Raw genomic sequence first — 12,322 nt, 5'->3', positions numbered from 1 at the left:
TACGACATGACGCAATCGTTCCAATCCAGTTCCGCGGGCTCGCCCGCGCAGAGCAAGTCGGCCAGCCCCGCGCGCCGTTCGAAAGCCCGTTATCAGATCCTCGGACTGCTCGCAGTCGGCACGATGATCAACTATCTCGACCGCACCGTTCTGGGCATCGCGGCGCCGCAGTTGACGAAGGAGCTTGGCATCAACGCCGCGCTGATGGGCCTGCTGTTCTCCGTGTTTTCATGGAGCTACGTGGCTTCGCAGATTCCGGGCGGCCTGTTTCTCGACCGCTTCGGCAGCAAGCTCACGTACTTCCTGTCGATGACGTTCTGGTCACTGTGCACGCTCGCGCAGGGGCTCGTGGGTGGCATCGCCGGCCTGTTCGCGTTCCGTCTCGGCCTTGGCGTTTCGGAAGCACCGTGCTTCCCGACCAATAGCCGCGTGGTCGCCACGTGGTTTCCCCAAAGCGAACGCGCGATGGCGACCGGCACCTACACGGTCGGCGAATATATCGGCCTCGCGTTTTTCAGCCCGTTCCTGTTCATGCTGATGGGCGCGTTTGGGTGGCGCTCGCTGTTTCTCGTGGTCGGCGGCGTCGGTATCGCGTTTGGCGTGGTGTGGTGGCTGATGTATCGCGAGCCGCGCGATCATCCGTCGGCGAATCAGGAAGAGCTCGACTATATCGAGGCGGGCGGCGGTCTCACGCAACGCCACAAGGATGTCGCGGGTGCGGCCGATGCGGCGGCATCGAAGACGAGCGGCTTTCAATGGCGCACGATCGGCCAGCTGCTCAAGCATCGTCAGCTGACCGGCATCTGCCTCGGCCAGTTCGCGGGCAATTCGACGCTGGTATTTTTCCTCACGTGGTTCCCGACGTATCTCGCCACCGAGCGTCATATGGCGTGGCTGAAGATCGGCTTCTTCGCGATCATGCCGTTCATTGCGGCGTCGATCGGCGTGATGTTCGGCGGTGTGTTTTCCGACTGGCTGCTGCGTCGTGGCAAATCGCCGAACGTCGCGCGCAAGCTGCCGATCATCGCCGGTTTGCTGCTCGCATCGACGATCATTCTCGCCAACTATGTCGAGAGCAACGTGGTCGTGATCGCGATTCTGTCGGTGGCATTCTTTGCGCAAGGTATGGCCGCGCTCGGCTGGACGCTGGTGTCGGATATCGCGCCCGAGGGCCTGCTTGGTGTGACCGGCGGCATCTTCAACTTCGCCGCGAATCTGGCGGGTATCGTGACCCCGCTGGTGGTGGGCCTGATCGTCGCGGCGACCGGTTCGTTCGTCGGTGCGCTGGTGTTCATTGGTGTCATCGCGTTGATCGGCGCGCTGTCGTATATCTTCATCGTCGGCGATATCAAGCGGATCGTGCTGGCGGATTGAGGCTTCCTGTTGAGACGTCGCTTCAGGTGACGGGTGTCGAAGCAAAAACGGGATGTGGTGAAAGCCACATCCCGTTTTTCATTTTCAGCCGGTCGCTACGCAAGCGGCCTCAATCGTCCTTCTTCACGAACCGCAAGATCGCATCGACGATCATCGCCCGATGCCGCGCGCGCAATCGAGGATGCGACGGATCGCGCCCGAACGCGGTGCCGAACGTATGCCGGTTGCCCACGCGATGAAAGCACAGCGAACTGATCATCAGATGCAGATCGATCGGATCGATATCGCTGCGGAACTGGCCGGACGCGATGCCGCGCGCGAGCAGATCCTCGATCGTGTGAATCACAGTGACGTTGCGTCCTTTGAACGTCTTGACCTGCTCGACGTACTTCGCGCCGTGAATGTTTTCGATGGTCACGAGGCGCACGAAGTCGCGCTGCCGGTCGTGGTAGTCGAACGTGAATTCGACCAGCGCGCGCATGCCCTCGACCGGATCAAGTTCGCTGATGTGCAGATCCTGTTCGAGCGCGCGAATGTCTCCATACACCTTTTCCAGCACCGCCTGGTACAACCCTTCCTTGCTGCCGAAGTAGTAGTACAGCATGCGCTTGGTGGTGTTCGTGCGCTCCGCGATCGCGTCGACGCGTGCGCCCGTCAGTCCCATCGCGGAGAACTCCTGGGTCGCGACGTCGAGGATGTTGCGCTTCGTCTGCTCGGGATCGTATTTGCGTGGGGCGTCCGCACGCCGGGTGTTGACACGGCTGGCGTCGGCTCGCTTGGCGTCGGTACGTCGCGCGTCGGCGTGCGGCGCGCCCGACACGATGCCGTTGGTATCAGGCTCGGCGGCCTTGCTTCCCTTTTTCATTGTGGTTTCGAGCGGCAGTGACGGCGCATTCTAGCATGGTGAAATGGGCCTCTGGCGCGGGTCTCGGGCATCGGTGCAGGTATTTCGAAGGAGCTTGCGTGGCGCTTACGCGACCGGTCGCGTGGGCCGGCGGCGCGCGGCGAGGGCGTCGCGTGTTTGCATCGCGGTGTACGTGAGCTGCGCGGCCGCGAGACCGAGCGCGCCGTATGTGCGCGTGAGGCCGAAGCTCGCGAATGCATCGGGCACCGGCCGTTCACCGCAGATCGCCGCGGCCAGCAATTCGCCCGACACCGTGGTCGGCGCCATGCCGTGTCCGCCGAAACCGACCGCGTACCAGACGCCGTCCGTGCTTTGGCCGATCTGCGGCATCTTGTGCCGCGCGTAGCTCATTAGTCCGCCCCACGCATGCTCGATGCGTACGTCGCGCAGCTGCGGATAGACCTTCAGCAGGTCCTGCCGCAACAGACGCGCGATCGCCTCGGGCTCGCGATTACGCACCGAGATGCGGCCGCCCCACAGGATGCGGGTGTCGGGCAGCGGCCGGTAGTAGTCGAATGCGAAACGGGTGTCGTAGACCGCGGCGCGCGTCGCGATCGCGTCGTGCAAGCGTTCGCCGAGCGGCTCGGTCGCCATCACGTAGGTGGCGATCGGCAGCACCGCGCGCTCGACGCGCGCATACACGTTGCGCGCATAGCCGCCGCCCGCCATCACGACATGACGGGCGTCGAGCGCACCTTGCGGTGTCTCGACAACGAAGCCCGCGCCGTCGCGCCGCAAGCCGACGACCGGCGAGCGCTCGTGGATCGTCACGCCCGCGTGCGCGGCCGCCGCGGCGACGCCGAGGACGTACTTGAGCGGATGAAAATGAAACGCGTTGCGCTCGAACAGTCCGCCGTGATAGCGGCTCGTTTTCAGTTGCGCGGCGAGTTCGTCGGCGGCGATCGGTTCCCAGTCGACGCCGAACGAATCGCGCATCAGACGCCGTTGCGCTTCGAGGCGCCCGGGTTCGTCGAACCGGTTCGCGAGGATCACGCCGGCATCGGTTGCGTCGCAATCGATCCGATAGCGCGCAATGCGTTTGCGCATCAGCTCGACCGCGTCGGTGGTCAGCGCATAGAGTTCACGCGCCCGTGCCGGCCCGAGCGTCTTCAGCAGGTCGGCGCAATCGAGGCTGTAGCCGCCGAACACGAAGCCGCCGTTGCGTCCCGATGCGCCGAAGCCGACCTGCTGTGCTTCGAGCACGACGACGTCTTCGACGCCGCGCTCGGCGAGTCCCAACGCGGTGGAGAGTCCCGCGAGTCCGCCGCCGATGATGCAGACGTGCGCGCTGCGTCGACCGTTGAGGGGCGCATAGGCGCAGGAGCGAGTGACGGTGGCTTCGTAGAAACTTTGCATGGGGCGCGAGCTCGTGGACACGCCCTAGGTTAGCGGCAATCGCGTGTCGCCGTCCAGCCCGCGGAAGCCCGCACGTCGGCGGGCGCCCCGCTGCATTTCAACGTGTGTTATCGACCCCAGCGCAACACCAGCGGATCGAGCCGGCGCGCGATCTTCAACAGCCCTTCGCGCGTCGCCGGATGCATTTGCGGCAGCGGATCACGCACCGCGTCCGACGCGATCACGCCGCCTTCCTTCATCAGCGCCTTGCACGATGCGAGGCCGCCCTGGCGGTTCTCGTAGTTGATCAGCGGCAGCCACTGCTGATAGTGCGCGGCGGCGCCCTCGGTATCGCCGGCCGCATAGGCATCGATGATCAGGCGGATGCCATCGGCATAACCGCCGCCCGTCATCGAGCCGGTCGCGCCCGCATCGAGATCGGCCATCAACGTGATCGCTTCCTCGCCGTCCCACGGACCGACGATCGCGTCGCCGCCCAGTTCGATCAGCTCGCGCAGCTTGTTGGCGGCCTGTGGCGTTTCGATCTTGAAGTACGACACGTTGTCGATCTCGCGCGCCATGCGAGCGAGGAACGGCGCGGACAACGGCGTGCCGCTGACCGGCGCATCCTGGATCATGATCGGAATCTGGATCGCATCGGACACCGTGCGATAGAACTCGTAGATGCCGCGCTCGCCGATGCGGATCGTCGCGCCGTGATACGGCGGCATCACCATCACCATCGCGGCGCCCGCGGCCTGCGCGGCGCGGCTGCGCTCCGCGCACTGGTACGAGCTGAAGTGCGTGGTCGTGACGATCACCGGCACACGGCCCGCGACGTGTTCGAGCGAGAGATGCATCAGTGTGCTGCGCTCGTCGTCGGACAGCGCGAACTGCTCGGAGAAGTTCGCGAGAATGCACAGGCCGTTCGAGCCGGAGTCGATCATGAAATCGAGACAGCGCTTCTGGCCTTCGAGATCGAGGCGGCCGGCGTCGTCGAAGATCGTCGGCACGACGGGGAAGACGCCGCGCAGGGCGGGGGAGTGTGACGCTTGGCTCATGGCGATGTGGTCCGTGCTGGGATGGAAGGATTGCGCTCGAGCCCGCGAGCGAGCGGCGCAACTGGATGAATGTCTCCTGCGGCGACTATACGGCCCCGGGCGTCGCAGGTATATTGAATTGTTTCCATATCGTGATCGCTTTTGCGACTCACCCGCACAATGAAAGACACGCTCAACGTCCTGCTGTCGAAGCTGCGCATGAAGCAGCTGCATCTGCTGATCGCGCTCGACGATCACAAATCGCTGCACAAAGCGGCCGGCGTGATGTCGATGACGCAATCGGCGGCGAGCAAGGCGCTGCAGGAGCTCGAATCGATGCTCGACGCGCCGCTTTTCGAGCGCTCGAAAAGCGGCATGGTCCCGAACCAGCTCGGCCATTGCGTGATCCGCTATGCGCGCGTCGTGACGTCGGACCTCACCGCGCTGTGTCAGGACGTCGCGGAAATACGTTCGGGGCGTGGCGGGCGGCTCGCGCTCGGCGCGATCATGGGCGCGATTCCCGACTGCGTGGTGCCCGCGCTGAACCAGTTGCATGCGGCGCAACCGGGTCTGTCGATCGAGGTGGTCGAAGACACCAGCGCGCGGATGCTCGCGCAGCTCGACGACGGCCGGCTCGATCTGGTGATCGGCCGCGCGGCGGTCGCGGCCGATCCGTCGAAGTATCAGTATCGTCCGCTCGGCGACGAGCCGTTGGCGGTGGTGGTCGGGTATCAGCATGCGCCGTTGCCGCGTCGCGAGATGACGTTGAGCGAGCTCGGCGGGCATCGCTGGGTCATGTATCCGTCACATATGCCGCTGCATGCGCTGCTCGAACGCGAGTTGGATCTCGCCGGCCTCGACATGCCCGACAATCCGATTTCGACGGCTTCCACTTTCGTGACAGTGGCACTGCTGCAAAGCAGCGCCGAACTCGTTTCGCTGCTGCCGAGCGCGATTGCCGGGCCGTTCGTACGGCACAAGATGCTGCGCGTCGTGCCGGTCAGGCTCAAATCGCCATCGCAGACTTTCGGCATCGTCACGCGCAAGGGCGGCGTGCTGTCGCCGCCGGCGGAGCGGTTCATCGCGCTGTTGCGCGCACAGACACAACGGACGCAGACGAAAATACGAGCTTAGCCGCACCGCCACCGGCTTGCTCGGCCGTTCGCCCGGTTGCCGGTAAGAATGCCAGCCAAAAAGCGACTTTGTTTCGGCAAGCGCCGCCAGAAACGGCAAAACCGCCCGAAAAGGCGGTTTGGTATTCGGGTGAAAAGTCCTTCAATATCTCATGCCGGTTCGCGTTTTGTCATTCGACGCCAGCGGATGTTGTAGCCGCGACACTGTCGCGTCAATCTGAGCCGATGACGGTTTCTCGTTCCGAGCTACACTGGTTTATATCAACTGAGCCAGGCTGGACATCCTGGCCATCGCTCGGGGAGAGCAGCCATGAATCGGCCACCGCTTCGGTTTCCGCTTCGCGCGACCAGCACCGTGACCGTGCGGAGTTGGCGTTGGCTCAAATGGGGCCTGGCCGCGTTTTTCCTGCTCGCGATGGCGCTGATTGCGCGGCTCGTGCAGATCGAGATCGAGACCTCGCGGCTGCAGGCGCGCTACCTTTCCGAGCTGACCCGCGACGTCGGTTTCTCGGTCGCCGACGGTCCCAGTCATTCCATCCGCTTTCCGCAAGCCGACAAGGGCCCGTACGACGCGCGCCTCGGCTACGCGCTGTTGCCTGCCATTCAGCAGCGCCTGTTGCAGCATGGCTTCGAAATCAGCTCGCAGGCGCGCGATTCAGAACGCATGCTGTCGCTGGCCGATGATGGCCTGTTCCTGCCTTACGACGAAAAAGACACGGCAGGCCTGCAATTGTTCGACGGCACTGGCGTGCCGCTATACAGCGCTCAGTTTCCGGGCCGCGTGTACGACAGCTTCGACGCGATTCCGCCGCTCGTCGTGAACTCGCTGCTGTTCATCGAAGACCGCTATCTGCTCGATCCGGGTCAGCCGAACCGCAATCCGGCGATCGACTGGGGGCGCTTCAGCCGCGCGCTCGTCGACCAGGGCGCGCGCGTTTTCAATCGTCATCAGCAGACGCCGGGCGGCAGCACGCTCGCAACGCAGATCGAGAAATTCCGTCACTCGGCGGGCGGCCGCACCGCGACGCCGCCTGAAAAGCTGCGGCAAATCGCGTCGGCGTCGGTGCGCGCTTATCTGAACGGACCGCAAACACTGCCCGCGCGCGAACAGATCGTCGTGCACTATCTGAACTCGGTGCCGCTCGCCGCGCAGCCCGGCGTCGGCGAAATCAACGGGATCGGCGATGGTCTCGCCGCCTGGTATGGGCGCGATTTCCGCGAGACCAACCGTCTGCTGAAGGCGCCGTCGACCGACGCGAATCTGCCCGACCAGGGCCTGGCGTTTCGCGAAGTGCTGTCGCTAATGATTGCGCAGCGCGCGCCGTCGTTTTTCCTGCAGCGCGGCTATCCCGAGCTCGAACGGCTGACCGACAGCTATCTGCGGCTGCTCGCGAGTGGCGGCGTGATCACCGCGCAGTTGCGCGACGCGGCGTTGGCGGCGCATGTCGAACTGCATCGCGCGCCGCGCAGCACGCCGGATCTCGGTTCGTTCGTGTCGCGCAAGGCCGTGACGTCGATGCGCTCGCATCTGCTCGCCGCGCTCGGTGTGCGCAGCTTCTATGAACTGGACCGCCTCGACGTGCAGGCCACAGGCACGCTGAACAATGATGTGCAACAGGCCGTCGCCGAGCGCCTCGCCGCCGCCGCGACCAAAGACGGCGCGAAGGCCGCGGGGCTCGTCGGCTACGAAATGCTGCGCGGGTCCGACGATCCGACGCATATCGCCTACAGCTTCACGCTTTTCGAACGGCACGGCGACGCGAACCTCGTGCGCGTGCAGACCGATAGCGTGAACCAGCCGTTCGACATCAATTCGGGCGCGCGCCTGAACCTGGGTTCGACCGCGAAACTGCGCACCGTCATCACGTATCTGCAGATCGTCACAGATCTGCACACCCGTTACGCCTCGCTGAGCAATGCCGAGCTGAAAGCAGTCACGCCCGATCCGAACGATCGGCTGACGCGCTGGGCGATCGACTATCTGCTGCACACGCGCGATCACTCGCTGCAGCCGATGCTCGACGCCGCCGTCGAGCGTAAATACTCGGCGAGCCCCGGCGAAACGTTCTTTACGGGCGGCGGCGCGCAGACCTTCACGAACTTCGAGTCCGATGACAACAGCCGCATCCTGACCGTGCATCGTGCGTTCCAGCATTCGGTGAACCTCGTGTTCGTGCGCCTGATGCGCGATATCGTGCACTATGAAATGGTGCAGACCACCGGGCCGTCGTCGGAATGGCTCGGCGATACAGCGACCCGCAAGATGTATCTGACGCGTTTCGCCGATCAGGAAAGCCGCGTGTACATGAAGCGTTTCTACACGAAGTATCACGGCAAGACGCCCGATCAGCAGATCACGCTCTTGCTTCTCGGCGTGCGCAAATCGCCGCCGAAAGTGGCGACCGCTTTGCGCAGCGTCGCGCCGGATCAATCGAACGCCTGGTTCAACAAGATGATGTACGCGGCGCTGAAGAACACCCCGTCGGCTTCGATGCTCGACGACGAAGACCTTGCGAATCTGTACGACAAGTACGGCATCAACCGCTTCAACCTGAACGACCGCGGCTATATCTCCAGCGTGCATCCGCTCGAACTGTGGACGCTGAATTATCTGCGCAAGCATCCCGATGCGACGCTCGCGCAGATCGAAACCGCAAGCCAGGACGTGCGACTGTCCACCTACTCGTGGCTCTTCAAGACGCGCTATCACGCGACTCAGGATCGCCGCATCAAGCGCATGGTCGAACTGCGCGCGTTCGACGCGATCGGCAAATCGTGGCAGGCGCTCGGCTATCCGTTCGCATCGCTGACGCCGTCGTATGCGGCGGCGATCGGCGCGTCGGGCGATCGTCCGGCGGCGCTCGCGCAACTGATCGGCGTGATCGCGAACGGCGGCAACAAGGTGCCGACCGAAACGCTGACGCAAATCGACTTCGCGAAGGATACGCCGTACGAAACGCATTTCCGGCGCGCGGTGGTCGCGCCGCAGCAGCAGGTGTCGCCGGAGATCGCGAGCGAGGTACGGATGCTGTTGCGTGATGTCGTGACGGGGGGTACCGCGAGGCGCCTCGCGCAAGGCATGACGTTCCCGAACGGCGAAACGCTCGAAGTCTATGGCAAGACCGGCACCGGCGATCAGCGCTTGAACGTGTATGCGAAGGGCGCGCGCTTGATCGAGTCGCGCAAGGTGAATCGCAGCGCGACCTTCGTGTTCGCGCTCGGCGACCGCTTCTACGGCACGCTGACCGCGTGGGTGCACGAGCCCTACGCCGCGCGTTACGACTTCACGAGTGCGCTGGCGGTGCAGTTGCTGAAGTCGATGGCTCCGGCGTTGCAGCCGTTGCTCGATAAGCCGGTTCAGAAAACCGTGACGACGGTGCCGGCGCAAGCGACGCCAGCAGCGACGAAAGTTGCCGCGCACTGAACCGCTTACCGCTCGTCAAAACCCGCCTCCGACGCCGCCGGCTTCAGAAACAGCTCATGGACCGGTGCGAAATGCCCATAGAGCGGCAGAATCGCACCGCCCATCGCGCGGGCGTCGGCGCCGATCGCGCCTTCCAGCAATTGCGGCCGCACCATCCCTTCCCATTCGAAACGATCGAGCACGCGCTCGGTGCGGCGAATGATCTCGCGCAACAATAGCCGGTCGAACTCGCCGTCGATCACGACGGCTTCGAGATCGAGCAGCGCGGCCGCGTTGGTCAGCGCGTTTGCGATCGCCGGGCATGCGCTATCGAGCCATTGCTCGGTATGCCGCCACAACTCGGGCGACAGTGCGCGATGATCGTGCGCCGCGGCGGCCGGCGCGCCCGCGTCGCTGAACAGTTGTTCGAGCACGAAGCCCGATGCCGCGTGCAGCAACTGCCGCGCGGGTTTGCGTGCGCTGCCTTCGCGCAGCGGGATCGAACCGACCGCGCCGGCGTTGTCGTGCGGACCGCCATGCAGACGGCCGTCGATCACGAGTCCGCCGCCGATGAACGTGCCGACGAACAGATACAGGAAGTTGTGGATGCCGCGCCCCTGGCCCATCACGAGTTCGGCCGCGCACGCGGCCGTGGTGTCTTTGGCGAACTCGACGGGCAGGCCGCTTATCGTTGCGATGCGCGCGCGCAGATCGATGTCGTTCCAGGCTTCGAGCGCGCCGGGCGGCGCGCCGAGAAAGTCGCGCCAGCCGCCGAGCCACAACGGCGCCGCGACGCCGACGCCAACCACTTTGCCGGCCTTCGCACCGAGCGTCTGGTTCACGCGCGCGAGTTTGCTTTCGAGCGCGGGGAACAGCGTTCGCGGGTCGGGATACGCATACTCGAACACGTCGCGGCACACGATGCGCCCGGCGAAGTCCATCGCGAGCACGTCGAGACTGCGGCGTCCGACCTTGATGCCGATCGTGTACGCGCCGTCCGCGCGCAGCGCGATCGGCACCGACGGCTGGCCGATCTTGCCGCGCACGCGCGCCTGTTTTTCGAGCAGGCCGTCGGCGATCAGCCGATCGACGATCATCGACACCGTCTGCATCGAAAGACGCGTGAGGCGGCCGACCTCGGCCTTCGGCAGCGGGCCATGCAAGCGGATCGTTTGCAGCACGATCCGCTCGTTGAATTGCCGCATGCCGACCTGGTTCGAGCCGACCGTGCGTTTGACCGGCGAGCGCGGGCTGGTGCTGGAGGTGTCCATCGTCGTGTATCGGCCTCGTGGCTCAGCGGGTTGAGCGGCGCGTCACGCGATTGCCTTCACGTCGGCTTTCTTCGCGCCGGTCATGATCGCGACCGCTTCCGACATGTGCACGTCCTTCGTATTGACGAGCGCCGCGCGCCGGCCGAGCCGCTGAATATGGATGCGGTCGGCGATCTCGAACACGTGCGGCATGTTGTGGCTGATCAGGATCACCGGCAAACCACGATCGCGCACGCGCCGGATCAGTTCGAGCACCATGTTGCCTTCCTTCACGCCGAGCGCGGCGGTGGGCTCGTCCAGAATCACGACGTGGCGCGCGAACGCCGCGCTGCGTGCCACCGCGACGCCCTGGCGCTGGCCGCCGGACAGCGTTTCGACCGCCTGGCGCATCGAGCGGATGCCGATTTGCAAGTCTTTCATGGCCGCGGTCGCTTCGTCGAGCATGCGGCGCTTGTCGATCATCTTGAACAGCGAGCCGCGCCAGCCTGGCTTCAGCAATTCGCGGGCGAGAAACAGGTTTTCGGCGATGCTCATCGCCGGCGCAACCGCGAGTTCCTGGTACACGGTCTCGATGCCTTGCGCGCGCGCGTCGAGCGGACTGCGGAACTTGACTGGTTTGCCGTCGAGCAGAATCTCGCCTTCGTCGGGCACCGTCGCGCCGGAAAGCGCCTTGATCAGCGACGATTTGCCCGCGCCATTGTCGCCGATCACCGCGAGGATTTCGCCGGGCAGCACTTCGAAATCGCAACCGTCGAGCGCGGTCACGTTGCCATATCGTTTGACGAGTCCGCGTGCTTGCAGAACCGGCATCGCGGCGGACGTGGAAGGGGAGGTGGAGGTCAGCATGACAAGGCTCCTGTGCGGGATCAACGGCCGCGGTGCGAGAGTTTATCGGCGGCGACCGCGAGAATCACGAGGATGCCGGTGATCAAGACCTGGTACACCGATGACACACCGATCAGCGTCAGGCCGTTACGGAACACGCCGACGATCAGCGCTCCGAGCAAGGTGCCGACGATCGATCCGCGTCCGCCGAACAGACTCGTGCCGCCGAGCACGACCGCGGTGATGCTGTCGAGATTCTCGGTTTGCCCGGCCTGCGGATCGCCGACGCCGGTGCGCGCTACCGACAGCAGCGCGGCGATGCCATAGATCGCGCCGGCGAGCGTGTAGACGATCAGCAGAATCCGCTGCGACGACAGGCCCATCAGCCGCGCGGCCTCGGCGTTGTTGCCGAGCGCGTACAGATGCCTGCCGGGCACCGTGTCGCGCAGCACGAACCACGTGGCCAGATACATCAGCAGCGTCAGCACGGTGCCGTACGTGACTTCCGCCGGTCCGAGCCTGAACGTGCTGCCGAAGAACATGATCGCGTCGGGCAGGTTCGACACGCTTTCCGCGTTCGAGTAGATCTGCGTGAGCGCAAACGCGATGTTCAGCGTACCCAGCGTGACGATGAACGCGGGAAGCTTGATGCGTGTGATCAACAGGCCGTTCAGTAAGCCGAACAATGTGCTGGCGCCGATGCCGCATAGGATTGCGAGAATGGGTGGCACGCCGAGCACGACCGCGAACTTGGTCATGATGATCGAGCCGAAGGCCATCACCATGCCGCAAGACAGATCGATGCCACCGGTCAGCACGATCAGCGTCTGGCCGATCGCGATGACCGCGACGACCATCGTCTGTTGCAGGATCAGGGACAGGTTCTGGAACGATAGAAAGCGGCTGCTCTGCGAAATAAAGAATGCGCAGGCCAGCACCAGCGCGATCAACGGTCCGATTTCGGTCAGCGATGGCAGATGCTCGGAGAATGACGGGCGCGGGCGGCCGGCGGGCGCGGAAGGGGTCGACATGATGGC

At 64.6% G+C, this 12,322-nt stretch carries 9 protein-coding genes; 3 read left to right on the top strand and 6 right to left on the bottom strand.

All coding sequences use genetic code 11. The annotated features are described in order from the left end of the window. Positions 1-6: 6 nt before the first annotated feature. Positions 7-1,374, top strand: coding sequence for an MFS transporter (locus AB3X94_RS24475; protein ID WP_176106528.1), 1,368 nt, complete (start codon positions 7-9; stop codon positions 1,372-1,374). 109 nt (positions 1,375-1,483) lie between these two features. Here AB3X94_RS24475 and AB3X94_RS24470 read toward each other — a convergent pair whose 3' ends face one another. The 3 genes from AB3X94_RS24470 to AB3X94_RS24460 form a co-directional block, all read right to left on the bottom strand. After that, positions 1,484-2,239 carry a TetR/AcrR family transcriptional regulator gene (locus tag AB3X94_RS24470; protein ID WP_176106527.1) on the bottom strand — a complete coding sequence of 252 codons (756 nt, stop codon included), beginning with the start codon at positions 2,237-2,239 and terminating at the stop codon, positions 1,484-1,486. 105 nt (positions 2,240-2,344) lie between these two features. Continuing rightward, positions 2,345-3,634, bottom strand: a complete 1,290-nt coding sequence (locus AB3X94_RS24465) for an NAD(P)/FAD-dependent oxidoreductase (protein WP_368612975.1) — start codon at positions 3,632-3,634, stop codon at positions 2,345-2,347. A 107-nt stretch (positions 3,635-3,741) separates the two neighbouring features. Beyond that, positions 3,742-4,674: a dihydrodipicolinate synthase family protein gene (locus tag AB3X94_RS24460; protein ID WP_176106525.1), complete on the bottom strand. Its 933-nt coding sequence runs from the start codon at positions 4,672-4,674 to the stop codon at positions 3,742-3,744. A gap of 159 nt (positions 4,675-4,833) precedes the next feature. On the opposite strand from AB3X94_RS24460, the gene AB3X94_RS24455 reads away from it, so the two are divergent. Continuing rightward, positions 4,834-5,787: a LysR family transcriptional regulator gene (locus tag AB3X94_RS24455; protein ID WP_368612974.1), complete on the top strand. Its 954-nt coding sequence runs from the start codon at positions 4,834-4,836 to the stop codon at positions 5,785-5,787. A gap of 309 nt (positions 5,788-6,096) precedes the next feature. Beyond that, positions 6,097-9,210 (top strand): transglycosylase domain-containing protein, encoded by a 3,114-nt coding sequence (locus AB3X94_RS24450; protein WP_368612973.1) that lies wholly within the window; start codon positions 6,097-6,099, stop codon positions 9,208-9,210. Positions 9,211-9,215: 5 nt separating this feature from the next. Here the strand turns inward: AB3X94_RS24450 and AB3X94_RS24445 are convergent, their stop codons facing one another. The 3 genes from AB3X94_RS24445 to AB3X94_RS24435 are packed head-to-tail and all read right to left on the bottom strand — an operon-like array spanning position 9,216 to position 12,316. Next, entirely contained in the window at positions 9,216-10,460 is a 1,245-nt protein-coding gene (locus tag AB3X94_RS24445) for an ROK family transcriptional regulator (protein WP_176106522.1), read from the bottom strand. 42 nt (positions 10,461-10,502) lie between these two features. Then, positions 10,503-11,306 carry an ATP-binding cassette domain-containing protein gene (locus AB3X94_RS24440; RefSeq protein WP_217709874.1) on the bottom strand — a complete coding sequence of 268 codons (804 nt, stop codon included), beginning with the start codon at positions 11,304-11,306 and terminating at the stop codon, positions 10,503-10,505. A gap of 20 nt (positions 11,307-11,326) precedes the next feature. After that, complete coding sequence (locus tag AB3X94_RS24435; RefSeq protein WP_176106521.1) at positions 11,327-12,316, bottom strand: ABC transporter permease; 990 nt, start codon at positions 12,314-12,316, stop codon at positions 11,327-11,329. Between the last annotated feature and the right edge of the window lie 6 nt (positions 12,317-12,322).

Source organism: Paraburkholderia sp. BR10923 (genome assembly GCF_040948765.1).
GTDB lineage: Bacteria > Pseudomonadota > Gammaproteobacteria > Burkholderiales > Burkholderiaceae > Paraburkholderia > Paraburkholderia youngii.
Note: the sequence above shows the minus strand (reverse complement) of the source record. Positions and strands in the feature narration are given on the sequence as shown.

Bases quoted from the DNA above. Each gene is read 5' to 3' on its own strand.
- AB3X94_RS24475 (WP_176106528.1), top strand. From the start codon at position 7: ATGACGCAATCGTTCCAATCCAGTTCCGCGGGCTCGCCCGCGCAGAGC.
- AB3X94_RS24470 (WP_176106527.1), bottom strand. From the start codon at position 2,239: ATGAAAAAGGGAAGCAAGGCCGCCGAGCCTGATACCAACGGCATCGTG.
- AB3X94_RS24465 (WP_368612975.1), bottom strand. From the start codon at position 3,634: ATGCAAAGTTTCTACGAAGCCACCGTCACTCGCTCCTGCGCCTATGCG.
- AB3X94_RS24460 (WP_176106525.1), bottom strand. From the start codon at position 4,674: ATGAGCCAAGCGTCACACTCCCCCGCCCTGCGCGGCGTCTTCCCCGTC.
- AB3X94_RS24455 (WP_368612974.1), top strand. From the start codon at position 4,834: ATGAAAGACACGCTCAACGTCCTGCTGTCGAAGCTGCGCATGAAGCAG.
- AB3X94_RS24450 (WP_368612973.1), top strand. From the start codon at position 6,097: ATGAATCGGCCACCGCTTCGGTTTCCGCTTCGCGCGACCAGCACCGTG.
- AB3X94_RS24445 (WP_176106522.1), bottom strand. From the start codon at position 10,460: ATGGACACCTCCAGCACCAGCCCGCGCTCGCCGGTCAAACGCACGGTC.
- AB3X94_RS24440 (WP_217709874.1), bottom strand. From the start codon at position 11,306: ATGCTGACCTCCACCTCCCCTTCCACGTCCGCCGCGATGCCGGTTCTG.
- AB3X94_RS24435 (WP_176106521.1), bottom strand. From the start codon at position 12,316: ATGTCGACCCCTTCCGCGCCCGCCGGCCGCCCGCGCCCGTCATTCTCC.